Genomic DNA, 24990 nt, shown 5'->3' with positions numbered 1-24990 from the left:
GCACTAGGGGATGTAGCGGCGACCGAGCAGCCGGGACGCGTCAGTGCACAGCCGATCGATCACCTCGGCTGCGGGCCGCACGGTTCGCAGCATCCCGACACCGTGCCCGGCGTTGATCGGGGCCTGGCGATGGTCGCCCTCGGCGATCGCCGTGTGGAGCGCCGCTGAAGCATCGCCGTTGGCAGACAATTCGTGTTCGTGACCGTGCCAGCGGTCGGTAAACTCGTTGCGCAACACGCGTTCTGGGATGCTCTTCGGCCATGGATACCCCAGCGCGATGTCGAAGACGCGGGTGGTCACGGTGTCGGTGTCCTCGGCGGGGAGCAGTGCGCGACGTGTCTCGTCGGACGACAGTGTTTCGGTGCACGCACAGAATGCCGTGCCCAGCCACGCCCCTGATGCACCGGCGGCGAGCACGGCAGCCAGCGCGCGTCCCGAGGAAATTCCACCTGCCGCAAGGACGGGTACGGATAGTTCGTCGAGTATCGCCGCCAGAAGTGGCAGGGTGCCAACGCTGGGCATTCCGTGCCCGCCAGCTTCGGCGCCCCGAGCGATCACCACATCGACGCCGGCATCGACGGCGCGCGCGGCACCCCGAAGATCACCAATCTGGGTCGCCGCGACGATACCCGCGTCGTGTGCGCGCTGAACCCACGAAAAGTCGTCACCGAAACTGACGCAGAGCATCGCCGGTTTGGCGGCGATCGCGGCGGCGAGCAGGTCGGGCTCGCACCGAGTCACCCATTCCACAAGGCCGATGCCAAACGGGCGACCAAGCTCGGACAGGTATCGCAGTTGCCGCTCAAGGTCCAATGATGTACCGGCGCTTCCGATCCCGACCATGCCCAGCCCGCCGGCACGCGAGACCGCTGCGGCCAGCGCTCCCCCGGCCACTCCCCCCATCGGTGCATTGAGAATGGGCGCGTCAAGGCCCATCGCGCGCGACCAGTCAGTCGACAACGTCGTCATGTGAGTCAGGCCAGGCGGGCTGCGCCGGACTCGGCGACTCGGACGATCCGGATACGCCACAGCCTGTCGGATTGACTGCTCTCCAGATAGCGCCATTCATAGACACCAGGCCGCTCGCGCGCGAACTCGTCACGCAGATGGATCGGATCGTGACTGTTGACGAGCACGAACGACTCGTCCACGGCGAGTGCGTCGAACCGGGCAAAGATCATCGGGTGCCGTTGGGGTTTGGGTATCTGGCGCACATCCAACTCGTCGGTATCGGCAGCACCATGCGGATCGTGGAGGGTCATGACCACATACTATTCCCACAAGTGATAATTAGAGTAATGTCGGGTATGTGACATACGTAATCGGAGCACCATGTGTGGACATCAAGGACCGCGCCTGCGTCGACGAGTGCCCGGTGGACTGCATATACGAGGGGGGACGCATGCTCTACATCCACCCCGACGAGTGTGTCGATTGCGGCGCGTGCGAACCGGTCTGCCCAGTGGAGGCGATCTACTACGAAGACGACCTCCCAGAAGAGCTGCAGCCCTACACCGACGAGAACGTCAAGTTCTTCACTGACACCCTGCCTGGACGGACGGAGCCCCTGGGCTCACCCGGAGGAGCGGCGAAGGTCGGCGCCATCGATGCCGACACTCCGATGGTGGCGGCGCTGCCCCCGCAGGGCGACTGATGCCTACCGACGCGACCGCGCCGAAACCGGGGGCGGGCCCCCCTGGTCGGCGAGAGGTCATCCTGCAGCTATTGCGCGCCTCTGCCGAACCTCGGAGCATCGCGACCATCGCCGATGAGCTTGGCGTGCACCCGAATACGGTGCGGTTTCACATCGACGCGCTGCTGGGCGCCGGCCGCGTCGAACAAGTGCTCGGTGACTCCACGGGTCGCGGTCGCCCCCCGATCCTGTTTCGCGCCAGTCGCCGCATGGACCCGACCGGGCCGACGAACTACCGGCTGCTCGCCAGCATTCTGACCGACTACGTGGCAGGCAGACCCGATGCCGGGACCATCGCCGCACAGCTGGGGCGTGCGTCGAGCCCGGCGCTGGTCGCGTCCACCCCGCGCCCCCGCCCGTCGTCGAGAGCCCGCGCTGTCTCCGAACTGGTCGAGCTCCTTGCCGGACTGGGCTTTGAGCCCGAACCCACCGACGGTCGGCGCACACGCGAGATCCGGTTGCGGCACTGTCCATTTCAGAATTTGGCCGAGCAATACGGCGAGGTGATCTGCTCATTGCATCTGGGCCTCATGCAGGGCGCGCTGACCGCGATGCGGGCCCCTGTCACCGTCGAACGGCTCGACCCCTTCGTCGAGCCGGACTTGTGCGTGGCACACCTGGCCGCGACGAAGGAGTAGTCACATGAGCACTGTTCAGCCAACCCTGGAGGCGCTCGGCGATCACGACTATCTCGTCCGGTTTCAGCAGGGCGAAGACTCCGTTGTCGTGCGCATGTACGCCGACCCCGCCGTGGTTGTCCAAATCGCCGCCGACGAGCAGCGCGTCGTCGAGGCGACCGCGGCATACCTGATCGCGCGTCAGAGCGCCGACGACTTGCCCGAACAGGTCGACCTCGACGCAGTCGCCGCCGCCTACGAGGGTTACGTCGACGACCTTCATCGCCAGTTGACACCGCCACCGAGTCACTGAGGGGACACCCAGATGGACAAGATCTCGCTGACAGCGCTCAGCCGTCAACAACTGTCGGCCGCGCACGACGCCCGCAGCGGCCGCAGCGCGCATACCGTGTACGGCGGGCACCAACACACGCTGCGACAAACGCTCATTGCCTTGACCGCAGGTACCGACCTCGACGAACACGAGAGTCCCGGTGAAGCGACGCTGCAGGTGTTGCACGGGCGCGTTCAGCTAACGACCGCCGACACCAGCTGGGACGGCAGCCCCGGCGATCACCTCGTCATTCCCTCCACCCGGCACGGCCTGCATGCCGTCGAAGACTGCGTCGTGCTGCTCACCGTCGCCAAATCCGTTCAGACGGCGTCCGGATAGGCTGGTTGATCGGTTCGACCTGGGGAGCGCGCGTGGTCACGTTAGACCGCCTGGTGAATGTGTTGGGGAGCTATGGCGTCCGGCTGCGGTTCTGCCCGATAGCCCGGTCCACGGAGCTGCGCAGCGTCATCATGCACGAGGTGACCGAAGGCCGGACCGTCGTCGGTGACGTGCTGCTCGGCATCGGGGCCCGCTCGGTCAAGGAAGCAGTGCGGTGGGCCGCCGCCGCGCGAGCGGTTGTCGTGCTGATTCGTGACGGCGACGACGACACCGCGTTCGGCGGTGCGGACGAGGGCATCGCGGTGATGGTGGTCGACCCTGCGGTGTCGTGGAGTGAGCTGGCCGCGGTCATCTTCGGATTGGTGCTGGAGGGCCGCGAAACCGAATCCGGCCGTGGCCCAACGGATCTGTTTGCGTTGGCCGACAGCTTGGCTGAGGCTGCCGGTGGAGCGGTGACGATCGAGGACGGGCTCTCGCGCGTGCTGGCGTATTCCAAACTTCAGCAACACGCCGACCAGGCCCGGGTGGCTACCATCGTCGGCCGCCAGGCGCCGGAGCAGTTGCGCGAATTCTTCGATGCCCGCGGGGTGTTCGCGCATCTGGCGGCCTCTGACGAACCGCTGTTCGTCGGCTCCGACGCCGAACTTGGCTTGACCGGGCGGATGGTGGTCGCGGTCCGCTCGGGGCGAATGCTCATGGGGTCGGTATGGGTGGCGTGTCCGGCGCCGTTGCGAGGGGTTCCCCTCACGGCATTGGCGGACGGCGCTCGCACGGTGGCCCTGCACCTGTTGCGGTCGCGCGCCAGCGCCGACCTGGAACGCCAGGTCGAATCCGAATTGGTGATCCGCTTGCTGGAGGGCACCCCGGACGCTGCCACGGCCGCCAGCCGGTTGGGCCTACCTCAAAGCCCGTTACGCGTGATCGCGGTCCATGCATTCATCGGTGAGGAACGGGATACCGCACTGCTGTTGGCATTCGAGCGCGCCACCACCGGATTTGGCTGGTCCAGACCTGGGCGCAGCGCCCTGGCCGGCAACACCGTGTACACCCTGCTGCCCGGCGAGCAGGCGGAAACGGCTCGGGCCTGGGTCAGCGGTCTGCGGGCCGCGCTTCCCGACGGGGTGGCGGTGGTGGCAGGCATCAGCGGCGCCGCCTCCGTGGAAGACCTGGGCCCCGCGCGCCTCGAAGCCGACGAGTGTCTGGCGCTGCACGCGGGCGCACGGCCCGGTACCGCGCCTGCGGCCTACGACGAGTCGTGGGACGACATCCTGCTGCAGCGGCTACGCACGGCCGCTCGATCGGGTCGTTCCCCAGAGCGGGGACCGGTGGCCGAGCTGCGCCGCCACGACCTCGCCAACGACACCGAATACGTGGCAACTCTGCAGGCCTGGCTGGAGGCGCAAGGCGATCCGACCGAGGCTGGCGTGCGGTTGGGGGTGCACGAGAACACCGTGCGTTACCGACTGCGCAAGATGGCCGAGCTCGCCAACCTGCAACTGGACGACGCCAAGAAGCGGCTGGCCATGATGATCGAACTTGCTGCCACCGACGTCGACTGAGGTTGCGTCCTGTCGGAATACGACAAAGCGCGGCGGCGGCCTTGTCTGGTTGTGGCAAACCCTGCGACGGTCATCCAGGCGACCATGGAGCCAACCGATGGTCGAGTCGAAAGGGGATGCCATGAACCCCGACCGCCGCCACGAGCGACCAGGAACCGGACACCGTCCGCCTGCCGCACCCGAAATGGATACCTATACCGTCCGCTTGCCCCGGTGGCCCATTCTGCTGCGCCTGTTGGGTCGCGAACCACTCGTCCGCACCACCGATCGGGTCGAAGCACTGATCTCGGTGCTGATTGTGGTGGTGACGCTGCTCGCCGCACCGATCGCCGCGGCGATCGGCACCGAAGTTTATGACTCCCGCCGCGACGTCTACGCCGCGCAGGCGACGGTCACCGAATCAATCCCGCACACCCGCGCCGCGGTGGAGGCCGTCACGGTCGCACTAGTGAGCTGGGTGGCCTTCGCCATCGCGGCGGCGGTCGTGTTCACCGTCACCAGATTGGTGTGCAACCACATCCGCTCCACTGGATGGCAACACGCTCTCGACAGCCTCGTCGATCCCAGCGACGGGCACCAGCGTCCGGGCCGCGCTTCGGAAGGGTGACGCGCAGCCGTTCACCATCCGCCGATCCAGCCCTCGAATATCGCGTCGGGCTCTTGCTCGGGGCGTTGCGAGCGTCCGACGAGGAAGTCGAAGTCGCATCCTTGGTCGGCCTGCAGCACCCGCTCGACGTACATGGCGGCATAACCGCGCGTGTGCGGTGTTGGCGCCGGGGCGAACTCGGCGCGCCGGGTGGCAAGTTCGGCATCGGAGAGCAGGACGTCGAGCTTCCCCGCATGGGCATCGAGTGCGATGACGTCACCGTCGCGGACCAGGCCGAGCGGCCCTCCCACGGCCGACTCCGGGCTGACGTGCAGAACGCAAGTGCCATAGGCGGTTCCACTCATCCTGGCGTCGGAGATCCGCACCATGTCCGCGACACCCTGCTTGAGCAACTTGCTGGGAATCGGCAACTGTCCCCACTCGGGCATGCCAGGGGCGCCGCGCGGGCCTGCCGACCGCAGCACCAGGACGGAGTCGCGCGTCACCTCGAGGTCGGGATCGTCGAAGCGCGCCACGAGATCCTTCATGTTCTCGAACACGACGGCGGGGCCCTGATGAATCAGTAGCTCGGGGCTTGCGGCGCTGCACTTGATCACCGCGCCGTTGGGCGCGAGGTTGCCGCGCACCACCGCAAGGCCCTGCGGCGGTTGGAAGGGGTCACTCAACGCAGCGATGACGGACGTGTCGGTCGCCGCGGCGGTGGGCAGATTGTCGGCGACGGTCTTACCGGTGACGGTCAGTGCGTCCGTATGCAACAACGACTCCACCGACTTCATCACCGCCGGTATTCCGCCGGCGTGGAAGACCTGCTCGACGAGGTGCTCACCGGCTGGCCGCACGTTGACCACCAGGGGTGTGCGCGCGGACAGTTCGTGAAAGCGGTCCAGCGACAACGGAACTCCGACGCGGCCCGCAATCGCCAACAGATGCACGATCGCGTTGGTCGACCCACCGACCGCCAGCATCAGCGTGATGGCGTTGTCGAAGGCCTCGCGCGTCATCACCTGGGATGGCCGCAGCCGCTCGTTGGCCAAGCCGACGGCGCGCGCGCCACACTCCTCGGCCACCTGGAGCCGCCGCGAGTCCATCGCGGGCACGGCCGCGGTGCCAGGCAGCGTCATGCCGAGACCTTCGACCAGGGTGGCCATCGTCGAGGCGGTGCCCATCTCCGGACAATGACCACGCGAAGGGCCCGCCGCGGCCTCGAGCTGCTCGTACTCATCCATCGACATCCGACCCGCCCTGACGTCGTCGATGTACTCCCAGAGGTCGGTGCCCACCCCGATCTGCTTGCCCCGGAACACCGCGGGCGCGGCCGGACCGCCAGTCAGGACGATGGCGGGCACATCGGCGCTGGCCGCCCCCATCAGCTGAGCGGGCACCGTCTTGTCACATCCGCCGAGCAGGACGACGGAGTCGAACGGGTATGCGCGGATGGACTCTTCGACGTCCATCGCCATGAGGTTGCGAAACAACATGGTGGTCGGCTTCATCAGCTGTTCGCCGAGTGACATGGTGGGGAACTCCAGCGGGAACCCGCCAGCTGCCAGCACCCCTCGTCGCACCGAGTCGGCCAGGCCGCGAAAGTGCATGTTGCAGTTGACGACTTCGGACCACGAGTTGCAGATGCCGACGATCGGCCTGCCCTCGAATGCCATCCGGGAGAATCCGGACGCCCGCATCGCCGAGCGGTGGACGAACCCTGGAACATCCTTTCCGGCAAACCACTTCGCGCTTCGCAAGCCCTCTGATGCCGTCATGGCTAGCGGACGCGGGCGGCATAGGCGGTGATCTTGCGCAGAGCCGGCTGGCGTGCGGCCTGGTAGCCCGCCCAACGCCCGGCCCTGGTCGACATCAGGGAGCCAACCAGCCGCTGCTGCCACGGCGGTTTACGAGCGCCCGACCGAACGCCGGCCGCCTTCACCGGTGCGGCGAGGCCCTCGGCGTCGGCGATGGCGACCTTCGCCGCGTTGTGTCCGTTGGCTCCCATCACCCCGCCGCCGGGGTGGGTGCCAGATCCGCAGAGGTAGTAATTGCGCACGGGTGTGCGGTAATTCGACAACTCCGGAATCGGGCGAGCCCCGAACAGCTGATCCAACATCATGCTGCCGTGAAAGATGTTGCCATCGGTGATCAGGTACTCGTCGTTGAGGTCGTCGGGCGTGATGATCACCCGGTCCAGGATGTGCTCGCGTAGGTTGGGCGCGTAGGTGAACAGGTCCTCGAGGACCAGGTCCGCCCACTTCTCCTTCTCCGCCGCCCAGGTGGTCCCGTTGAGCTCCGACGGAAGCTGCTGAATCCCAAGGGTCAACGTGTGCAGTCCTTCCGGTGCCAGCGAGTCGTCGGTCACCGACTGGGTGACCGCTTCGATGACGAAGGTGCTCGGGAAGGTCCCCCGGCGCTGCGCTTCGTAGGCTTCCTCGAAGGCTTCGCGACTGGGCCCGAGCAGTTGATGTCCGTGATGCTGCGGCCCTGCCGTGGCGTCAGGAAACGGAAGGTAGTGCGGCAGTTCGTCGATCAGAAGATGGATCCTTGCCATCGATCCCCTGGTGTCGATCTCCTTGACGTCGTGAACGAGTTTGGCCGGTAGCACTCCCGGTTCGATCAGCTGCAGCATGGACCGCTTGGGATCGGCGTTGGAGAACACCTGCGCGGCCGTGATGACGGAGCCGTCCTCGAGGCGGACCCCGGTCGCGGTTCCGTGCTCCACGACCACGTCAGCGACGGGAGTCGACGTCCGGATGGTCGCGCCGTAGTGGCGTGCTCCCGCCGCGAGGGCTTCGGTGATCGCGCCCATCCCGCCGCGGGCCAGGCCGAATTGCCCGAAGTTGCCGTTGAACTCACCCCAGGAGTGATGGCCGTAGGTGTAGGCCGTGCCCGGTGAGCTTGGGCCGCCGAATATCGAGACCATCCCGAAGAACGTCAGCATGCTCTTGAGTCGCTCGTCTTCGAAGTACCGGTCGAGTAGGTCGCGCACCGAGAGCAACGTGAATTCGTTGAACAACGTTTGTTCACCGGCCTCTTCGAACGCGGCGATGACCTCCGAGCGCTGCGGCGGGGAGCTCAGCAGGTACGGGGTGACGAGTCCGGCGAAGCGTTGCAGCCGGACCCCGAAGTCCAGGAAGGACTGCGCGTCGTTCTTGTTGAGCTTCTCCAGTTCGCGCAGGGTGCGGTCGGTCTCCTTCCACATCGTGAACGAGGTCCCGTCCCTGAACAGCGTGAAGGACAGCGCGTCACCCTGGTAGAGCTCGAGGCCGAACCGAGCCAACTCGAGTTCTTCGATGATCTCCGGTCGCAGCAGCCCCGCGATGAAAGCACACGACGACCACTTCGTGCCAGGGATCAGTTCCTCGGTCACGCAAGCGCCGCCGACCACGTTGCGCGCCTCGAGTACCAGCACTCGCTTTCCTGCGCGCGCCAAATAGTTCGCGGTGACCAGGCCGTTGTGGCCAGCTCCGATCACGATGGCGTCGTAATCCTGTTGTGTCGACATGTCAGTTCTCCTGAGCCAGGGGTGATTTGCGAGTGAGCAGCGTGGTGACGCTGCCGGGCTCGACGAGTTCGTCGAATCGCGCGACGACGGGTCTGAGTTCCGCCGCCGCATCGCGCACGCGTTCCCACTCCGGCCACGACGTGACCGTCATGACCTCGACGACGTCGGTGCCGGTGTCTGGCGCCCGATCGACGAGGAAGACCTCGAAGCCGAGCACGACGTCGAACGCCAGGCACGTCGGGCGGTCGAGTTCGACCGAGAACCGTTCGAAGTCCGCGGTGCTGACCCCTGGCCGTAGCCGGAACGTGTTGATCGCGTGGATGGTCATGTCAGGCGGTCTCGCGGTTGATCATCACGTGCTTGATCTCGGTGTACTCCTCGAGCGCGTACACCGACATGTCCTTGCCGTTGCCGGACTGCTTGAAGCCGCCGTGGGGCATTTCGGGAGTGACGGGCAGGTGGTCGTTGATCCACACGGTGCCGAACTGAAGCTCGCTCGACGCGGTCATCGCCCGGGAGATGTCGTTGGTGAAAATCGAAGCCGCAAGGCCATATTCGGTGTCATTCGCCCACGCGATGACGTCATCGCCGTCATCGAATCTGGTCACCGAGGTGACCGGACCGAACACCTCGGTGCTGACGATCTCGTCGCCCTGCCTGGCGCCGACCACCACCGTCGGCGCGGTGTAGAAGCCGGTCCCTGGATGCTCGCCCTGGATCAGCTCGGTGTGACCGGTGGCCTTGGCGCGGGCCACGAAGCCTTCGACCCGGTCACGGTGGGCCGCGGTGATCACCGGGCCCATGGTGGTGTGCTCGTCCGCGATGTCCCCGAGATCGAGGTCCTTGACCGCCTTTTCGAGCCCGGATACCACATCGTCGTGCACGGCGCTGTGAACATAGAGTCGGGAGGCGGCCATACAGTCCTGGCCGGAATTGCAGAAGGCGCCCTCCATGATCTTGCCGACCGCGAACGGAACGTCCGCGTCCGCGTACACAAGCACCGGTGCCTTGCCGCCGAGTTCGAGGTGCAATCGCTTGAGATTGGAGTCGGCCGATGCGCGCATCAAAGCCCGTCCGGTGTCGACCGAACCGGTGAGCGAGGACATCCGCACCCTGGGGTGAGCGACCAGCCTCGCGCCGACGTCATGACCGTCGCCGGTGACGACGTTGAACACGCCAGCGGGGAACAGCCCCTCGGCAAGTTCGGCGAGTCGCAGCACCGAGAACGGGGTGTGCTCAGAAGGCTTGAGCACCAGGGTATTCCCGGTCAGCAGCGCCGGCGAGATCTTCCAGATCGCCATCAGCAACGGGTAATTCCACGGCGCCACGGATCCCACGACACCGAGCGGGTCGCGGCGGATGATGCTGGTCTTGCCGCGGACGAACTCTCCTGCCGCCCGACCCTCCATGGTGCGCGCGCCGCCTGCGAAGAACCGCAGGTGGTCGGCAATCATCTCCATCTCCTCGAGCGCCAGGCTGATGGGCTTGCCGACGTTGCGCGATTCGATCTCGGCGAGTGTGCGCTGATCGTCCTCCACCCGGTCGGCCAGTGCAAGGAATGCGCGGGCCCGCTCGCCCACCGGCGTTCGGGCCCAGTCGGGGAAGGCCGCGTCTGCGGCGGCCACTGCACGGTCGACGTCCGCAGCTGTGCCATGGGCGATTTCGGCGAATGCCTCGCCCGTCGCGGGGGCGGGGATCTGGTCCACCGCACCGTCGGACGCGTCGGTCCAGCTGCCGTCGATGAACATCTTGCTGTGGAAGGTCATGATTTCTCCTTGAGGTCGTGAAGCGGTCGGTAAGTCGGTCGGAATTCGGTCGGTGTCAACGTGCTCCGCTCGCCGCCATGGTCAGCAGGGCACGGACCTCGTCCTTCGAGATCGGTTGTTGCGCAATGGACATGTGCACCATCAGGCCCTCGATGACGACGTCGAGCAGGCGAGCAGTTGCCCGATCGACATGTTGGGCCAGCGCATCTTCGGCGCGCACCATCCACTGTTGGGTGAGCCGCTTGGTCGCTCCGCGACGCACCGCGTCTCCGTACAGCTCGTAGGTCACGGCGAGCTCGTTGGGATCGGCGGCGAGGTCGTCGGTGATCGCCATGGCGATGCACTCGATCAGGTCGGCTGCCTGCTCGCAAGAAGCCAGTCGCTGCTCGAACCGGCTGGCCAACTTGTCCACGTGGGTCTGGAACGCCAGCTGGACGATGTCGTCGAGGGTGGCGAAGTGATAAGTGATCGAACCCAGCGGCACGTCGGCGGCTTCGCCGATGGCGCGGTGGGTGATGCCTGCGACACCGTCGCGGGCGAGCACCTCCAGCGCTGAGTCCACGATGCGCTCCTTTCTCTTCGGGTCATGACGACGTGCGCGCCGCGGAGCGGAACCCATGGTCGGCCTCTCGTTAAGAACGTTTGTACGTATCGATGGGGACAAATGTACGTAACGAACTCCGCGGGCGTACGTCGTTTACACGATTGGAACAGGCACTACACGGCTTCTGGCGCGGGCTCGGCCAGCTCCCGCTCGTTCAGGGCCTTACCGACCAGCGCGTACCTATCTGGCCGGGCAAAGCGCAGATAGGCGCCGTACGCCATCCCCGCCAAGAGTGCGATGAAGACCAGCGACAGCATCACGACCGCGGTGGCGCCGTGCACTCCCAACAGGATGTCCAGGCTGTTCAGCGTCAAGACGAAGAAGGCGCCAAGCCCGATGATCGCCAGGATCGGTGCGATCACGGTGTTCCACTTGCGCTTGTCGACATCGGACTTGCGGAAGAAGACGAAGATCGCGATCCCCGCAACGAGCTGGGAGAAGATCACGCCGATCGTGCCGATGCCCGTCGCCCAGGTGAACAGCGTCGCGAAGGGATCCTGGTCGAAAAGTGCGAACAGGGCGATGACGATCCCAACGGTGACACTCTGCACGATCGAGGCCACCCACGGCGTCTGCCGTCGAACCAGCGTCCAGCCCAACGGCTTCCACACCAGCCCCTGCCTGCCGAGCGAGAACATGTACCTGGCGACGTTGTTGTGGAAGGTGACGATGGCAGCGAACGTCGCCGTCACGATAAGCGTCTGAAAGACCAACGAGATGTTGTGCCCGATGATGGTGTCGCTGGCCGCGAAGATGAAGTTGCCGCCGGTCTCGGTGGCGATCGCCACCACCTTGTCCAATCCGAGCGCGTTCATGATGAGCCACCCCGACACCGCGTACAAGATGCCCATGAACGCGATCGACAGATACGTCGCGCGCGGGATGGTGCGGGCCGGGTCGCGGGCTTCCTCGCCGTAGATCGCCGACCCTTCGAAACCGATGAACGACGCATGCGCGAACATCAGTGCGACGCCAAGGGCACCCCCGAACACCACACTCGGCTGAAACGGCGCGAGCGAGAAGTCCGAGACCGGAACGGCGTCGCCGAAGAGACTGAAGGCGCTGAGGATGGTGATCATCGTGACCTCGAGCGTCATGAACACCCCGAGCACCTTCGCCCCGGAGTGCACGCCCTGCACGCCCAGGCCGAGACACAGGATCAGCCCGACGAATGCGTATGCCCACCAAGGGATGTCAACGCCTAGCCGCGGGTTGAACAACTCGGAGGCGTAGTAGCCGAAGCCACCGTAGAGCCCGGCCTGGATGGCGTTGTAGGCGAAGATCGCGAGGGCGGCTGACCCGAGCCCGGGAATGCGACCGAGCCCGAGCGTGACGTAGGCATAGAAGGCACCCGCGTTGGTGACGTGCCTGCTCATCGCCACGTAGCCGACCGCGAAGATCATCAGCACCACCGCGGCAATCACGAACGCGCCCGGCATGCCGACCCCATTGCCTGCGCTAAGGATGATCGGGTACAGCGCCACCACGACCGTCAGAGGTGACGCCGCGGCGATGATGTAGAAGAAGATGCTCGGCACACCAAGGCTGTTCACCTTCAGCCCATGGTTTCGCCGCCCGGCAGGCGGGAGCGGGTCTGGTGGTGACGGGGCCGGTGTCGGCCGTCGTGGCGGCAGGGACTGAGTGACGTTCTCCATAGTCGTTCATCTCTCGTGAATTGGGCGTCTAACGATCCGTGGGGGCCAACTTCTCGTTCTCCTCGGTAAGAGGGGCTGCGAACTGAGGCTGGGTGAGGCGCTGACTCACCTCCTCATGCCGAGCGCGACATCAAGGAGCAGGTCTTCTTGGCCGCCGACCATCGACTTGCGACCGGCTTCGACGAGCAGGTCGCGGGTGGAGACGCCGACCTCGGCGGCGATGCGCTCCGCGTGCAGGAGAAAGCTGGAGTACACACCCGCGTAGCCCAAGGTGAGTGTCTCGCGGTCGACGCGCACGGGGCGCTGTTGCAGGGGGCGGACGATGTCGTCGGCCGCATCCATCAACGCGTAGAGATCACAACCGTGACTCCACCCGTTGAGTTCGGCGACGGCGACGAAGACCTCCAGTGGGCAGTTGCCCGCGCCTGCGCCAAGCCCGGTGAGCGATGCGTCGACGCGGTGCGCACCCTCCTCGACCGCGGTGAGTGAATTGGCCACTCCCAGTGCGAGATTGTGGTGTGCGTGCACGCCGATCGACGTCGTCGGCGCCAGTGTCATTTTATAGGCGCGCACTCGATCCCGCACGTCGGACATGGTCAGTCGGCCGCCCGAGTCGGTGACGTACACGCACTGCGCACCCGCGTTTTCCATGATCTTCGCCTGTGCTGCAAGCCGTTCGGGATCAGCGAGGTGCGACATCATCAGAAACCCTGCGACGTCCAGACCCAGCGCGCGAGCGGTCTCGATGTGTTGACGGGCGATGTCGGCCTCGGTGCAGTGGGTGGCGATGCGCACCGACGTCACTCCCACGTCGACCGCTGCGCGCAGATCATCGAGGGTGCCGATGCCCGGGATGAGAAGGGTTGTGAGGTGGGCCCTTTGAATGACGTCGGCCGCGGCGGCGATCCACTCGGCATCACTGTGCGCGCCTGCGCCGTAAGTCAGACCGCCGCCTGCGAGGCCATCCCCGTGAGCCACCTCGATTGCGGACACGCCTGCGCGGTCGAGCGCGCTCGCGATGCGCTTCGTGTCCGCCAGGCTGAACGAATGACCGACCGCATGCATGCCATCGCGCAACGTCACGTCCTGGACGTAGACGTCGGTCGTCATCGCGCCGGCTCCGGGAGTCGGGTGGCCTGGACTACCTGTTCAGCCACCTGAACCGCGGCGGCGGTCATGATGTCGAGGTTGCCAGCGTAGGCGGGCAGATAGTCGGCGGCGCCTTCCACTTCGAGGAAGACCGTCACCTGCGCCAGGTCGGCGACCTGGGCCGCGGCACCTACCAGCCGCCTACGCGAATCATGTTGTGGTACAGGTGATATCAATACCTCCTGCGTGAGGCGATAACCCGGAACGTAACGTGACACCGCGGCAACCATGGCGGTTACCGCCGATGCGATCGCAGACTGGTCCACCTGGGACACCAGCGCGGCCACCGTGTCGCGCATGAGCATCGGCGGCTCGGCCGGGTTCAAAACGATGATCGCCTTGCCGCGGGCAGCACCGCCCACCTCTTCGATGGCTCGCGCCGTTGTGCTGGTGAATTCGTCGATGTTCGCGCGGGTCCCAGGACCGGCCGAGCGCGACGAGATCGACGCGACGATCTCGGCGTAGTGCACCGTCGTCACGCCCGCCAGCGCCGCGACGATGGGAATGGTTGCCTGTCCGCCACAGGTCACCATGTTGAGGTTCTGGTGGTCGGTGAGTTTGGCCATGTTCACCGCGGGAACTACGAACGGCCCGATGGCGGCGGGGGTGAGGTCGATGACCCGGCGACCGAACGGCCGCAGCTTCGCGTAGTTCGCGATGTGCGCCTCGGCGCTGGTGGCGTCGAATATCACCTCGACGTCATCGAAGACGCTGAGCCGCACCAGCCCGTCAACGCCTGCCGCCGTCACCGTCACGTCCAACGCGGAGGCTCTCGCCAGACCGTCACTGGCCGAATCGATCCCGACCATCGCAACGACATCGAGCACCGTCGACCGACGCAGTTTGAACATCAGATCGGTGCCGATGTTCCCGGAACCGATGATCGCGGCCCGATGGCGCTGTGTCATTCTTCCTCCGCTCGTACCGGGGCTGCCGCGGCGTCAGTTGGTGGCAAGTGCGTGCGCGGCGGTACGTGGCCGCGGTGACACCGCCACGTCAGGCGAGCTGCTCGCGACCAGTTCGTTGAGAATGGCGGCGTGGCGCACCTTGTGCCGAACGAGTTCTTCGTGGAATCCGGCTCGGACCCAGCCGTTGTACATGACGGCCTCGGACTCCCCCGGCTCGATCTTGAAGTAGACCGGCCCTGCGACGCGGGCGATGTCGCCGGCCTCCCACAGCCGGTTCATCCCGCCGAAGGACTCGAAGGTCTCGGCCCAGACGTCGAGGGGAATGCCGACTGACCGTCGAATGGCAGCGAGCATTGGGCGGCTCAAGTCGCCCACCGGGTTGACGCTGTCGGCACCGAGGTCCTGCAGGATCCTGATGGAGGCGGGATTGGCGTGGCCCGCGTAGACCGAGATCTTGAATTGGGCATCCGCGGGGATGTGGCCGGCATCGCGTGCCTTGTTCAGGATGTCGAGGACGCCTTCGTCCCACACCAGCACACCTCGGATGCCCGTCGAGAAGACTCTGAGGTAGTCGTCGAGCAGGTAACGGACGTTGTCGAGGCCCCGCACGCGTCGCCCGCCCGCCTGGCCCTCGCTGCTGAGCGCCTGTCGTCCGAGGTCCCACCCGGTTCGAGGGCCTGGGACGGCGATCAGTTCGATCGCGTTTTCTGCGGCGAGGGCGGCGACGTCACTCAACTCTCCCGTGGTCAGCAATGTCGTGCCACCGCCAAACGCAACGATGCGGTGGATGAAGACGCCCTGCTTGTCGGCCTCGTCCAACAGCGCCTCGAGAGTCGAAAGGCGTTCGACGCCAGAGATTTCCAGCCTGTACTTCCCGCCGTCGTCGAACGCGATCGGAGAAGGTGTCAGCGCGTAGTCGTCAGCCGACAAGAGGTTTTGCGAAGCCAGAATGCTGGCTCCGTCGACCTTCGACGAACTACTGTCGGCTGCGGTGGGCATCGTGTCTCCTTCGAGTACGGACAGTGCGCGGTCCGTATTTCAGTAGATGATATTTCATTGCGCTCACTGAAAACTAGAAGACAAGTGACCCGGTGTCAACAGGAAAGTCGTCAGACGTTCTTGCGCCGACGACCATTCAGTGAGTACTGGTAACCTTCACTAGGTGAAAATATCGTCGGGAACTTCCGAGAAGAGCTCGAATCTGATCGGTGTCGAACGCACCGCCCGAATCCTCACTGCCGTGGCCGATGCGGAAGCCGGCAATCTGACCGAGATATCAAGGCGTACAGGGCTTAACGAAGCGACCATATTGCGGTACTTGAGCAGTCTGGCCTCGCTCGGATACGTCGAGCGGTTCAACGCGAACCAGTATCGGCTCGGCTGGGAGATCTTCCGGCTGGGACAGCGCGCATTCTCCGGTCAAGTGCCGTCCGACGCGGTACTGCCCACCATGGAGCGACTGGTGCTCGAGTTCAACGAGACGGTGAACTTCGCGGCGCACAAGGAGCGCAGCGTGGTCATCCTCGAAGTCATCGAGGGCCGTCGCGCGGTGAAGAAGATCAGCGATGTCGGGCAGTCGGATCCCTGGCACGCATCCGCGTTGGGCAAGGCGCTCCTGGCGACCATGCCCGACAGCGTCTGGCGCGACATCGTCGCCTCAGCAGGGCTCCCCGAGTTGACCCCGCACACGATCACGTCCATGAAGAAGATGGCCGTGGAAATCAAGGAGATTCGTCAGCGCGGCTTCGCAGTCGATCGCGAGGAGGCCGACGAGGAACTCACCTGCGTGGCCGCCGCCGTTCCGACCGCAGCCGGGGAGCCGTCCCGCTACGCGCTGAGCATCAGCTTCCTAACCCACCGATTGACGCCGGAGAACCTCGAACATGCTGGCGCACAGGTGATCGCGGCCGCTGGTGAAATAGCGCTCAAGCTCCCATGATCGCCATGCCCGACCATGCCTGAGCGGCTCGAGGGCAAGGCCGTGGTGGTGACCGGTGCGACCTCGGGTATCGGCCTGACGACCGCGTCACGACTGCACGCCGAAGGCGCCTGTGTGCTGGCGACCGGACGAGATGCGCACCGCGGGAACCGATTAGCCGACGCACTGGGCGACCGTGTCCGCTTCGTCGCGGCGGACATTACCGATCCTGACGCGGCCGGCGTCGTGGTCGATGCATGTGTCGCATCGTTCGGCGCCATCGATGCGTTGGTCAACAATGCCGCAGTTGACCACACCGACACGCTGGAGTCTGCGTCGATGGACGTCGTTCGACAGGTCTTCGAGGTCAATACGTTCGGCACGATCGCCATGATCCAAGCCGCTGCCAGATCGATGCCCGAACGTGGCGGATCGATCGTCAACATCACATCGCGCCTGGCTTTCGTCGGGGTGCCGACGATGGGGGTCTACGCAGCGTCGAAGGGGGCGGTGCGCGCGTTCACGCTGTCCGCAGCCGTCGAGCTTGCGCCCCGCGGGATTCGGGTGAACGACGTCGCGCCCGGGATGACGAAGACCCCGCTCTACGATGCCTGGCTGGCCGACGCGCAAGACGCCGACCAGACCGAACGCAACGTGCTTTCACAGATCCCGTTGCGCAGACTGGCAGCACCCGAGGACATCGCGTCCGCGGTCATCTACTTGGTGTCGGACGAATCGCGATACGTCACGGGTACCACCATCAAAGTCGACGGCGGGTACACCGCACAGTAAGTTCTTGGCTGCCGTCGACGTCTCGACGGGCCTCCCGCCTGGGGTGTTGTCGGATCGCGACAACGCCCCGACGCACCATTGTCTCGCTCGGGCAAAGGCTTCTCCGCCTATCCAGCCCACCATGGAGATAGCAAACAAGCTTCATCTATGGAGGTGTGTGATGGTCGGCGTCGAACGTCTAGACGGCGGGCCGCGATCGGCGATCGTGGTCGGTGCAGGCATCGTCGGGTTGTCGACGGCGTGGTTCTTGCAAGAACGCGGAGTCGACGTGACCGTGGTGGACCGCACGGGCGTGGCAGCCGGCGCTTCGTGGGGCAACGCCGGGTGGATCGCGCCGGCACTGACCCTGCCCTTGAACTCCCCCGGCGTACTGCGCTACGGGCTGCGCTCCCTGCGCGACCCCGCCGCTCCCCTGCACATCCCGTTGACCGCCGACTCCGGACTTGCGCGCTTCTTGTTCCAGTTCGCCGCCAACTGTCGACGATCGTCGTGGAAGCGGGCGGTGCGGGCCAACGTGCCCCTCAACGAGGAATGCATCGAAGCCTTCGACGTGCTCACCGCCAACGGGGTCGACGCGCCCATCACAACGGCCCCGATCACTGCCTTGTTCCGCACCACCGAAGCCGCCGAGCACATGATGGCCGAGCTTCGCCAGTTCGAAAAGGCCGGGCAGCCAATATCTGTCACCGGACTGTCGGGCGCGGCATTGCGCGAACAAGTGCCCCTGGCCGGTGCGGCGATCGCCGCCGGCCTCAACATCAACGAGCAGCGCTTCGTCGACCCTGGTCGATTCGTGCATGCCCTTGGGGAAGCAGTCGCAGCCAGGGGGGCAACGATGCGCACGCTGGAGATCGTTGACGTGATGAGCTCCGGCAGCGGTGTCACCGCGTACCCGCGCGGCGACAAGCCATTGACCGCCGACACCGCGGTGATCGCCACCGGCGCATGGTTGTCGCGACTGGTGGGAGGCCGGGTGCGTGTCCCAGTGCAGGCCGGTCGCGGTTACTCGTTTACCGTGCCCGTGGACCGCCCGGTACCGGGCCCGATCTACCTGCCCGACGCGCGGGTGGCGTGTACGCCTTACCAAGGCGGCCTTCGTGTTTCGGGCACGATGGAGTTCCGCGACCCGTACGAACCTGCGATGCCGGCACGTGTGGGCGCCATCATCGCGTCAGCCAGTCCGTTCCTGGACGGGGTGCGCTGGGCCGAACGCAGCGACGTTTGGGTTGGCCCGCGCCCGGTCACCCCCGATGGCCGCCCCCTGGTCGGTGAGATGTCACGAGGGGTGTACGTGGCTGGCGGACACGGCATGTGGGGGCTGGCTCATGGCCCGGTGACCGGTCGTCTTCTGGCCGAATACATCACCACCGGCAAGCAACCCGAAGCCCTGCGCGAGTTCGACCCGTTGCGCCGAACCGGCCGCTGATACCACCCCCGAGTCGTCAGGGGCGGCGCGCCTAGTGCGGCCCGCCCCTGACGACAAACACTTCCCGCACGAAAGGACACTCTCCAAAATGACTACCACCGAACGGGTTTGGATAACACCACAGGCCCACGCTCGACTGCAGGCCGAACTTGCCGTGCTGCGTTCACATCCCATCATCGAAGTCCCCGACGACTTCATGGATTACCGCGACGACCTCGGCGTGAGCCACGCGGCACGACAAGCACGCATCCACCAAATTCAAGACCTGCTGAGCAATGCCGTCGTCGGTGAGGATCCGCCAGACGATGGCATCGCCGAACCGGGAATGGTGCTGACCGTCCGCTACGACGACACCGGTGAGACCGAAACGTTTCTGCTCGGCGTACGTGGCGCCGAAGACGGCGACGTCGAGGTGTACTCGATGCAATCACCGCTCGGAAGCGCGATCGCCGGAGCACGCCCTGGCGAACAACGCACCTACTCCATACCCAGTGGGGCCAACCTGCCCGTCACGCTCCTTCAGGCCGTGCCCTACGGGATGCACGCGCCGAAATCCGCGCTCGTGTCATGAGAGGAAATGACATGCCCAGTACGCCACGCGTCTGGATCTCGCCGCAGGCCCACGAGCGGCTACACCGGGAACTGGGGACCCTGCGTTTCCTGTTCTCCGCCGGAAGCCCTGATGAGGACGCCGACGAAAACGCCGCCGCCGTCCGACACGCGTGGGCGACCCGGATGCAACAGATCCACGACCTGTTGATCAACGCGGTCGTCGGCGAGGACCCACCCAATGACGGGATTGCCGAACCCGGCATGGTCGTCACCATCCGCTACGACGCGACCGGTGATACCGACACATTCCTCCTGGGCGTGCACGGCGCCGAATACGGCGACATCGAGGTCTACTCCATCGAATCCGCGTTGGGCGCCGCCATCTCAGGCGCACGCCCCGGTGAACGGCGCACCTACCGACTGCCCACTGGTGGGGCGCTGGCCGTCACGCTCCTCAACGCGGTGCCCTACGGCATTCACATGACCGACTTCAGCCAACCCGTACTCCGATGAGCTACCGACACGAAAGAGGAAGGCAGCAACATGACACTGACCGTTGAAAACATGGCCACCACACGCGCCCGCCGACCGACGGTCGGAACCCTGCGATATCTCTTGAAACCCGCACATCAGGCGTGCGGGTTCGTGCAGGGCGCCTGGTGGCCCCGATCACCGGTGCTCACCGCCGAACTTCCTTCACTGCTGACGGCACTGTCATTGCGGTTCGGGCCAATCGACCGCGTGCGATACCACGAAAACGACTGGTCCCCAGCGCCCCATCGCATCAAGCACCAGGGCGCTGAGGTGGTCCTCGATGACAACCGAGACGCACCGAACGTCATATTGGTGTCCGGGCTCCGTTTCGGAGCGCTGACCCTGCTCGTGGTGCCGCCTTACACCGATGCCACACAGGCGTACACGGCGGTGACAACCGCGGCGGACGCCAACGATTCATCCACACCCGACGAACTCCTGGGCTTTCAAAAGGCGCTGCATCGATGGGAATCCGACGGTGGAGCCGTGCAGTGAGCTGCGTGTTCACGGGTTTCGCTGTGTCGGCGGATGTCTGAGCAGCCTGGCGCTGGCGGTCTGCACCGCGTCGGTCACCTGGCGCGCCGTCGGGCTGTCCAACTTCCAGCACTGCCAATACAGCGGTACGTCCAGGTGCTGACTCGAGATGCGTGTGAAGTCGCCGCGCGCAATCCCCGCGTCGGCGAGCTGTTCGGGGTACATACCCCAGCCCAAGCCAGCCCGGACGGCCGCCCCGAACCCCTCCGCGGTCGGGACGTAGTGCACGGGCCGCGCGACATCGCGCTTGAATGCCTTGCGCACCAACATGTCCTGCAGGGCATCATCGCGATTCCAGGCCAGCGAGGGGGCCGCGGCCACCGAATCGGCGGTGAAACCCTCGGAGAATCGTTCGGCATGCGCGGGGCTGGCCACCGGCACGTATCTCATCACGCCCAACGGGTCCGCCCGGCATCCAGACACCGGAGTCCGCTCGGTGGTCACCGCACCCATCACGGTGCCCTCGCGCAATAGCCGCGCCGAGTGGTCCTGATCCTCGATCCGAACGTCGAACAGCACGTCGGGCAGCTTTGCGAACACCGCGGTGAACCACGTCGACATCGAGTCGGCGTTCACGGCGATGGCGATGCGGTTCGACTGCCGCGCGTCGGCGCCGCTGGTCTCGGCGAGTGCCTCGGACTCCAGTAGCGCCGTCTGTGCGGCCAAGCGCAATAGCGGTATACCAGCAGTCGTTGCCCTGCACGGTTTTTCACGGATGACCAACACCTGACCCACGCGCTGCTCGAGTGCCTTGATGCGCTGACTGATCGCCGAAGGAGTGACGTGCAGCAGTGCTGCCGCCGCGTCGAAGCTGCCCTGCTCCACGACCGCGGCGAACGCAGCAAGCTGGTCGGCGCCAAGGCGCTCGGACACCATGTTGAGCAATGCTAATGCTTGGCCCGAATCATCAACATCGCTAATGAGACGTGGGCGCGTCCACAGGTACCCTTCGATGCCATGGAGGCACGATGAGCGCGGGGCTGTTCGGACTTCTCGACGACGTAGCCGCGCTGGCCCGGCTGGCGGCCGCGTCGATCGACGACATCGGCGCCGCTGCAGGGCGTGCGACGGCCAAGGCGGCGGGCGTCGTCATCGATGACACCGCGGTGACGCCGCAGTACGTTCACGGCATTGCCGCCGAGCGCGAACTGCCGATGATCAAGCGGATCGCGATCGGATCGCTTCGCAACAAGCTGCTGTTCATCCTTCCGGCGGCCTTGCTGCTCAGCCAGTTCGTGCCGTGGCTGCTCACTCCGATCCTGATGATCGGCGCGACCTACCTCTGCTACGAGGGCGCCGAGAAGGTCCTTGGCTGGTTTCACGGAGGCAAGGGTCACGCCGCGCCGACCACCGTCGCAGGCGAGGACGCCGAACGCCAGATGACGTCCGGTGCGATCCGGACCGACTTCATCCTGTCCGCCGAGATCATGGTCATCGCACTCAACGAGGTTGCCGACCAATCGTTCTGGCCACGGCTGATCATCCTCGTCGTCGTCGCCTTCGTCATCACCGCCGCGGTGTACGGCGTCGTCGCCGTCATCGTGAAGATGGACGACGTCGGGCTGAGCCTTGCGCAGCGCTCGTCACGGCTCGCGCAGCGCATCGGCCGCGGTCTGGTGGCGGGGATGCCCAAGCTGCTCGCTGCGCTCTCGGTCATCGGTACCGTCGCGATGCTCTGGGTCGGCGGCCACATACTGCTCGTCGGGGCCGACGAACTGGGCTGGCACCCGCCCTACGGTGTGGTGCACCACCTCGAAGAGGCGGTCCGCAACGCAGTGCTGGGCTGGCTGGTCAACACGGCGGCGTCAGCGGTGATCGGACTGGTCGTCGGCGCCGTCGTCGTGGCGGTCGTGCACGTGTTGCCCTTTGGCAAGAAACACCCGTCTTAGCCGCCGACCTCGGCAGGCAACGGGGGTGGCAGCGGCACCGTCGACGACGACGGCGGCGGCGGGGCGGGAGCGGGAGCCGGCGCTTTGGGCAGGTCGCCGTGGAAGTCCACCATGGGCTCCTCACGGGCGGCCTCGCTGCCCGAACGCACCGACAAGGAACTCGCCGTCACGGTGTAGGTGTTTCCGTCGTTCTCGGCGACGAAGCTGCCGCCCGACGCAGTGGCGGGAAGGATGAGCTTCGCGCCGTCGCGCAGCCGCACCCCGCGGTACGTGTACTTGCCATCGGGCGTCTTGCATATCGCGACGCGGGAAGTATCCGTGGTGCCGAACGCGACCGCAGTGTCAGGCGAGGTGCAGCGCGCCGTCGAGTCGACATACCCGAGGGCGTCGGAGGCAGGCGCCGCCATCACCTGCGGCACCCCTATCGCGAGCAGCATCGAACCCGCCGCCGCAGCGACGGCGATGCGGAGGGCGCCAAGCCCGCGATCAGACATCAGAGCTCAACCAGACCACGGCTGACCTGGTTACGCGAGGGGCGTCGCCGAAACTCGACGCATTCGTTAGGCCCCCGACACCCGGCCCGCACTGCGAGGGGCCAGGCGCGCGGCGTCCAACCCCCGGGCGACGAGGTCTGGCGGGACGGGTTGTCCGAGCACCAGCGCGGCGCCAAGCCTGGCCGCCGCCGGCGAGGTCTGGATCCCGTATCCGCCCTGCCCGGCCAGCCAGAAGAAGCCAGGGGCCTCGGGATCCTCACCGACCACGAACTGGCGATCAGGGGCGAAGCTGCGCAACCCGGCCCACGACGAGGTGACGCTGCGCGCCCCAATGGTGGTGGCGGCGTTGATCGCATCGATGGCCCTTGCGATCTCCAGCGCATCAGGCTTGGCATCGCATGGCGGACTTGGTGTCTCGTCAGCGGGTGAGCACAAGAACTGCGCCCCTTCGGGATTCGCGTAGAACGCCTCATCGACCTCGCTGCAAGCCGGAAGCCCCTTGCTCCGCTCACCCAGCGGCGAGGCCACCATGAAGATCGTGCGGAGCAGCGGGCTCAGGCCGACGCCGCGTACGCCTGCCATGGCGGCAACGACGTCAGCCCACGCACCGGCGGCATCGACGAGCGCAGGCGCTTGATGCCGACCGCCGTCCGCGGTGCTCACCGTCCAGCCGTTGGCGCCCCGGTCCACCGTCACCACATGCGCATCCCGGACGATGACCGTGCCGTTGTCTCGGGCACCGCGGACGTAGCCCTGATGGATGGCTGCGACGTCGAGCGCCATCGCGCGCGGCTCGTAGATCCCACGTTCGGCCACCTCGGGCCGCAGCAGCGGGAACACCTCACCGCACTGCGCTCCGTCCAACAGTTCGGCATCCGACACCAACGGCAGCACGGCCTGGTGCATGCGTTCGATGACATGCCCACGGCCAGCGACTGCGAACTGCAGCAGCGCCCGCGGCGTCATCAGCACCGGCGCGAAGGAGTCCGGCGGCTCCTCGAAGAACGCCCGGCTGCCGGTCGTCAGGGCTCGAACATGCACTCCGCCATAGCTTTCCAGAAACAGGGCGGCCGACCGACCCGTGGTGTGATAAGCCAGCGTCGACTCCATCTCGAGCACGGTCACCCGCACCACTTTGGAGAGTTCGTAAGCGATCGAGACACCCGCGATGCCGCCACCGATGACGATGACGTCGGCGGTCGAGCTCATTGGTACGCGGTGCCGATCGAGAGCGCCTGCCACTTCTCGACCTCGGCCGACTGTGCGTCGCTGACGTAGCGGAAGCCGTTGAGCGCATCCTCGCCGAGCATGAGCAGGAACGGTGTGTCAGGAGCCTCGACAGCCGTGATGATCGCCTGGGCGGCCTTGGCGGGATCGCCGGCCTGGGTGCCGTGGCCGGTGCCATGTTCGATGCGCCGCTGTCCCGCGGTCTCGGCGTATGCGTCGATCGCCTCCGCCGACTGGGACAGCGAACGCCCGGCGAAATCGGTGCGGAACGCGCCGGGTTCCACCACGGTCACGCTGATGCCCAGCGGGGCAAGCTCCCACCGCAAGGATCCGGACGCACCTTCCAATGCGGCCTTCGTCGCGGAGTAGTAGCCGGATCCGGCGGGCGTGATGCGCGCCCCGATCGACGAGATGTTCACGATGGCGCCCGCGCCCTGCGCACGCATTCCAGGGAGCACGGCCTTGATCATCGCAATAGCACCGAAGAAGTTTGTCGCGAACAGCCGTTGGAGGTCGCCGTCGTCACCCTCTTCGATCGCGGCGCGATAGCCGTACCCGGCGTTGTTCACCAGGACGTCGATGCTGCCGAAGCGCGCCTGCGCCTGCTCGGCGGCCGCCGCCACCTGCGCCGAGTCGGTCACGTCCAGGGCGAGCGCAAGAGCGGTATCCGGGTAGCTGCCGACGAAGTGTTCCACGGTGGAGACGTCGCGGGCGGTGGCGACGGCATTGTGCCCACTCGCGAGCACCGCCTCCGCGAGCGCGCGGCCGAGGCCGGTTGAGCAGCCGGTGATGAGCCAGGTCGACATATCGGTTGGATCCTTCGTGTCGAGTCGATCGTGGGGTGTGCCCACTCAGGTCACCACACTCCTCGGCCGCCCCGCTGTAGCATCCCGAAATGGT

Annotated in this window: 28 protein-coding genes; 13 read left to right on the top strand and 15 right to left on the bottom strand. The window is 66.0% G+C overall.

Annotated features, from left to right (window positions below):
- Positions 1-3 precede the first annotated feature (3 nt).
- Both SLQ30_RS06400 and SLQ30_RS06395 read right to left on the bottom strand, forming a co-directional pair.
- Positions 4-969 (bottom strand): nitronate monooxygenase, encoded by a 966-nt coding sequence (locus tag SLQ30_RS06400; protein WP_319447405.1) that lies wholly within the window; start codon positions 967-969, stop codon positions 4-6.
- Between the two features lie 5 nt (positions 970-974).
- A complete protein-coding gene (locus SLQ30_RS06395; protein ID WP_319447406.1) occupies positions 975-1262 on the bottom strand; it encodes a DUF2249 domain-containing protein in 288 nt (95 codons plus the stop codon).
- Positions 1263-1309: 47 nt separating this feature from the next.
- On the opposite strand from SLQ30_RS06395, the gene fdxA reads away from it, so the two are divergent.
- From fdxA to SLQ30_RS06365, 6 genes are all read left to right on the top strand, one after another.
- Positions 1310-1654: a ferredoxin gene (gene fdxA, locus SLQ30_RS06390; protein WP_319447407.1), complete on the top strand. Its 345-nt coding sequence runs from the start codon at positions 1310-1312 to the stop codon at positions 1652-1654.
- Positions 1654-2331: a helix-turn-helix transcriptional regulator gene (locus SLQ30_RS06385; protein ID WP_319447408.1), complete on the top strand. Its 678-nt coding sequence runs from the start codon at positions 1654-1656 to the stop codon at positions 2329-2331. The genes fdxA and SLQ30_RS06385 overlap by 1 nt, the downstream gene beginning before the upstream one ends.
- 4 nt (positions 2332-2335) lie before the next feature.
- Positions 2336-2623 (top strand): hypothetical protein, encoded by a 288-nt coding sequence (locus SLQ30_RS06380; protein WP_319447409.1) that lies wholly within the window; start codon positions 2336-2338, stop codon positions 2621-2623.
- 12 nt (positions 2624-2635) lie between these two features.
- Positions 2636-2983: a cupin domain-containing protein gene (locus tag SLQ30_RS06375; RefSeq protein ID WP_319447410.1), complete on the top strand. Its 348-nt coding sequence runs from the start codon at positions 2636-2638 to the stop codon at positions 2981-2983.
- A 32-nt stretch (positions 2984-3015) separates the two neighbouring features.
- Positions 3016-4542 carry a helix-turn-helix domain-containing protein gene (locus tag SLQ30_RS06370; RefSeq protein ID WP_319447411.1) on the top strand — a complete coding sequence of 509 codons (1527 nt, stop codon included), beginning with the start codon at positions 3016-3018 and terminating at the stop codon, positions 4540-4542.
- A 97-nt stretch (positions 4543-4639) separates the two neighbouring features.
- Complete coding sequence (locus SLQ30_RS06365; protein WP_319447412.1) at positions 4640-5149, top strand: hypothetical protein; 510 nt, start codon at positions 4640-4642, stop codon at positions 5147-5149.
- A gap of 11 nt (positions 5150-5160) precedes the next feature.
- Here the strand turns inward: SLQ30_RS06365 and SLQ30_RS06360 are convergent, their stop codons facing one another.
- From SLQ30_RS06360 to SLQ30_RS06320, 9 genes are all read right to left on the bottom strand, one after another.
- On the bottom strand, positions 5161-6909 hold the full coding sequence (locus tag SLQ30_RS06360) for a dihydroxy-acid dehydratase (RefSeq protein ID WP_319447413.1): 1749 nt from the start codon (positions 6907-6909) through the stop codon (positions 5161-5163).
- Between the two features lie 2 nt (positions 6910-6911).
- Entirely contained in the window at positions 6912-8642 is a 1731-nt protein-coding gene (locus SLQ30_RS06355) for an NAD(P)/FAD-dependent oxidoreductase (RefSeq protein ID WP_319447414.1), read from the bottom strand.
- Between the two features lies 1 nt (position 8643).
- Positions 8644-8970, bottom strand: a complete 327-nt coding sequence (locus SLQ30_RS06350; protein ID WP_319447415.1) for a hypothetical protein — start codon at positions 8968-8970, stop codon at positions 8644-8646.
- Between the two features lies 1 nt (position 8971).
- Positions 8972-10408, bottom strand: a complete 1437-nt coding sequence (locus SLQ30_RS06345) for an aminobutyraldehyde dehydrogenase (protein ID WP_319447416.1) — start codon at positions 10406-10408, stop codon at positions 8972-8974.
- Between the two features lie 55 nt (positions 10409-10463).
- A complete protein-coding gene (locus tag SLQ30_RS06340) occupies positions 10464-10970 on the bottom strand; it encodes a hypothetical protein (RefSeq protein ID WP_319447417.1) in 507 nt (168 codons plus the stop codon).
- A gap of 155 nt (positions 10971-11125) precedes the next feature.
- A complete protein-coding gene (locus tag SLQ30_RS06335) occupies positions 11126-12565 on the bottom strand; it encodes an APC family permease (RefSeq protein ID WP_319447418.1) in 1440 nt (479 codons plus the stop codon).
- Positions 12566-12772: 207 nt separating this feature from the next.
- Positions 12773-13777, bottom strand: coding sequence for a 4-hydroxy-2-oxovalerate aldolase (dmpG, locus tag SLQ30_RS06330; RefSeq protein WP_319447419.1), 1005 nt, complete (start codon positions 13775-13777; stop codon positions 12773-12775).
- Positions 13774-14724 carry an acetaldehyde dehydrogenase (acetylating) gene (locus tag SLQ30_RS06325; RefSeq protein ID WP_319447420.1) on the bottom strand — a complete coding sequence of 317 codons (951 nt, stop codon included), beginning with the start codon at positions 14722-14724 and terminating at the stop codon, positions 13774-13776. The genes dmpG and SLQ30_RS06325 overlap by 4 nt, the downstream gene beginning before the upstream one ends.
- Positions 14725-14757: 33 nt before the next feature.
- The gene (locus SLQ30_RS06320) at positions 14758-15723 is read right to left on the bottom strand and encodes a hypothetical protein (protein ID WP_319447421.1); all 966 of its coding nucleotides are present in this window, start codon (positions 15721-15723) and stop codon (positions 14758-14760) included.
- Positions 15724-15886: 163 nt separating this feature from the next.
- Between SLQ30_RS06320 and SLQ30_RS06315 the strand changes: the two genes are divergently transcribed.
- The 6 genes from SLQ30_RS06315 to SLQ30_RS06290 all read left to right on the top strand — a co-directional run bounded on the left by SLQ30_RS06315 (position 15887) and on the right by SLQ30_RS06290 (position 20441).
- Positions 15887-16663, top strand: coding sequence for an IclR family transcriptional regulator (locus SLQ30_RS06315; protein WP_319447422.1), 777 nt, complete (start codon positions 15887-15889; stop codon positions 16661-16663).
- Between the two features lie 15 nt (positions 16664-16678).
- Positions 16679-17434, top strand: coding sequence for an SDR family oxidoreductase (locus tag SLQ30_RS06310; RefSeq protein ID WP_319447423.1), 756 nt, complete (start codon positions 16679-16681; stop codon positions 17432-17434).
- Positions 17435-17594: 160 nt separating this feature from the next.
- A complete protein-coding gene (locus SLQ30_RS06305; RefSeq protein WP_319447424.1) occupies positions 17595-18860 on the top strand; it encodes an FAD-dependent oxidoreductase in 1266 nt (421 codons plus the stop codon).
- Between the two features lie 88 nt (positions 18861-18948).
- The gene (locus tag SLQ30_RS06300) at positions 18949-19431 is read left to right on the top strand and encodes a GreA/GreB family elongation factor (protein WP_319447425.1); all 483 of its coding nucleotides are present in this window, start codon (positions 18949-18951) and stop codon (positions 19429-19431) included.
- An 11-nt stretch (positions 19432-19442) separates the two neighbouring features.
- On the top strand, positions 19443-19925 hold the full coding sequence (locus tag SLQ30_RS06295) for a GreA/GreB family elongation factor (protein ID WP_319447426.1): 483 nt from the start codon (positions 19443-19445) through the stop codon (positions 19923-19925).
- A 51-nt stretch (positions 19926-19976) separates the two neighbouring features.
- Positions 19977-20441: a DUF5994 family protein gene (locus SLQ30_RS06290; RefSeq protein WP_319447427.1), complete on the top strand. Its 465-nt coding sequence runs from the start codon at positions 19977-19979 to the stop codon at positions 20439-20441.
- Between the two features lie 9 nt (positions 20442-20450).
- Here SLQ30_RS06290 and SLQ30_RS06285 read toward each other — a convergent pair whose 3' ends face one another.
- Positions 20451-21356: a LysR family transcriptional regulator ArgP gene (locus tag SLQ30_RS06285; protein ID WP_319447428.1), complete on the bottom strand. Its 906-nt coding sequence runs from the start codon at positions 21354-21356 to the stop codon at positions 20451-20453.
- Positions 21357-21448: 92 nt separating this feature from the next.
- Here SLQ30_RS06285 and SLQ30_RS06280 point away from each other — a divergent pair, with 92 nt between their 5' ends.
- Positions 21449-22369, top strand: a complete 921-nt coding sequence (locus SLQ30_RS06280) for a DUF808 domain-containing protein (RefSeq protein WP_319447429.1) — start codon at positions 21449-21451, stop codon at positions 22367-22369.
- On the opposite strand, the gene SLQ30_RS06275 is transcribed toward SLQ30_RS06280, so the two are convergent.
- The 3 genes from SLQ30_RS06275 to SLQ30_RS06265 all read right to left on the bottom strand — a co-directional run bounded on the left by SLQ30_RS06275 (position 22366) and on the right by SLQ30_RS06265 (position 24896).
- A complete protein-coding gene (locus tag SLQ30_RS06275) occupies positions 22366-22863 on the bottom strand; it encodes a hypothetical protein (RefSeq protein ID WP_319447430.1) in 498 nt (165 codons plus the stop codon). The two genes, SLQ30_RS06280 and SLQ30_RS06275, sit on opposite strands and share 4 nt — an antisense overlap.
- Positions 22864-22929: 66 nt before the next feature.
- Positions 22930-24072, bottom strand: a complete 1143-nt coding sequence (locus tag SLQ30_RS06270; RefSeq protein ID WP_319447431.1) for an FAD-binding oxidoreductase — start codon at positions 24070-24072, stop codon at positions 22930-22932.
- A complete protein-coding gene (locus SLQ30_RS06265; protein ID WP_319447432.1) occupies positions 24069-24896 on the bottom strand; it encodes an oxidoreductase in 828 nt (275 codons plus the stop codon). Before SLQ30_RS06265 ends, SLQ30_RS06270 begins: the two co-directional genes overlap by 4 nt.
- Between the last annotated feature and the right edge of the window lie 94 nt (positions 24897-24990).

The organism is Mycobacterium sp. RTGN4 (assembly GCF_033804635.1).
Lineage (GTDB): Bacteria > Actinomycetota > Actinomycetes > Mycobacteriales > Mycobacteriaceae > Mycobacterium.
This window is presented reverse-complemented; position numbering and strand designations above follow the sequence as displayed.

Coding starts and splice junctions, on each gene's coding strand:
- SLQ30_RS06270 (WP_319447431.1), bottom strand. CDS start 24,072: ATGAGCTCGACCGCCGACGTCATCGTCATCGGTGGCGGCATCGCGGGT.
- SLQ30_RS06310 (WP_319447423.1), top strand. CDS start 16,679: ATGCCTGAGCGGCTCGAGGGCAAGGCCGTGGTGGTGACCGGTGCGACC.
- SLQ30_RS06355 (WP_319447414.1), bottom strand. CDS start 8,642: ATGTCGACACAACAGGATTACGACGCCATCGTGATCGGAGCTGGCCAC.
- SLQ30_RS06400 (WP_319447405.1), bottom strand. CDS start 969: ATGACGACGTTGTCGACTGACTGGTCGCGCGCGATGGGCCTTGACGCG.
- SLQ30_RS06385 (WP_319447408.1), top strand. CDS start 1,654: ATGCCTACCGACGCGACCGCGCCGAAACCGGGGGCGGGCCCCCCTGGT.
- SLQ30_RS06290 (WP_319447427.1), top strand. CDS start 19,977: ATGGCCACCACACGCGCCCGCCGACCGACGGTCGGAACCCTGCGATAT.
- SLQ30_RS06300 (WP_319447425.1), top strand. CDS start 18,949: ATGACTACCACCGAACGGGTTTGGATAACACCACAGGCCCACGCTCGA.
- SLQ30_RS06365 (WP_319447412.1), top strand. CDS start 4,640: ATGGTCGAGTCGAAAGGGGATGCCATGAACCCCGACCGCCGCCACGAG.
- SLQ30_RS06375 (WP_319447410.1), top strand. CDS start 2,636: ATGGACAAGATCTCGCTGACAGCGCTCAGCCGTCAACAACTGTCGGCC.
- dmpG (WP_319447419.1), bottom strand. CDS start 13,777: ATGACGACCGACGTCTACGTCCAGGACGTGACGTTGCGCGATGGCATG.
- SLQ30_RS06295 (WP_319447426.1), top strand. CDS start 19,443: ATGCCCAGTACGCCACGCGTCTGGATCTCGCCGCAGGCCCACGAGCGG.
- SLQ30_RS06280 (WP_319447429.1), top strand. CDS start 21,449: ATGAGCGCGGGGCTGTTCGGACTTCTCGACGACGTAGCCGCGCTGGCC.
- SLQ30_RS06320 (WP_319447421.1), bottom strand. CDS start 15,723: ATGCCCACCGCAGCCGACAGTAGTTCGTCGAAGGTCGACGGAGCCAGC.
- SLQ30_RS06265 (WP_319447432.1), bottom strand. CDS start 24,896: ATGTCGACCTGGCTCATCACCGGCTGCTCAACCGGCCTCGGCCGCGCG.
- SLQ30_RS06325 (WP_319447420.1), bottom strand. CDS start 14,724: ATGACACAGCGCCATCGGGCCGCGATCATCGGTTCCGGGAACATCGGC.
- SLQ30_RS06395 (WP_319447406.1), bottom strand. CDS start 1,262: ATGACCCTCCACGATCCGCATGGTGCTGCCGATACCGACGAGTTGGAT.
- SLQ30_RS06380 (WP_319447409.1), top strand. CDS start 2,336: ATGAGCACTGTTCAGCCAACCCTGGAGGCGCTCGGCGATCACGACTAT.
- SLQ30_RS06285 (WP_319447428.1), bottom strand. CDS start 21,356: ATGGTGTCCGAGCGCCTTGGCGCCGACCAGCTTGCTGCGTTCGCCGCG.
- SLQ30_RS06305 (WP_319447424.1), top strand. CDS start 17,595: ATGGTCGGCGTCGAACGTCTAGACGGCGGGCCGCGATCGGCGATCGTG.
- SLQ30_RS06345 (WP_319447416.1), bottom strand. CDS start 10,408: ATGACCTTCCACAGCAAGATGTTCATCGACGGCAGCTGGACCGACGCG.
- SLQ30_RS06350 (WP_319447415.1), bottom strand. CDS start 8,970: ATGACCATCCACGCGATCAACACGTTCCGGCTACGGCCAGGGGTCAGC.
- SLQ30_RS06360 (WP_319447413.1), bottom strand. CDS start 6,909: ATGACGGCATCAGAGGGCTTGCGAAGCGCGAAGTGGTTTGCCGGAAAG.
- SLQ30_RS06275 (WP_319447430.1), bottom strand. CDS start 22,863: ATGTCTGATCGCGGGCTTGGCGCCCTCCGCATCGCCGTCGCTGCGGCG.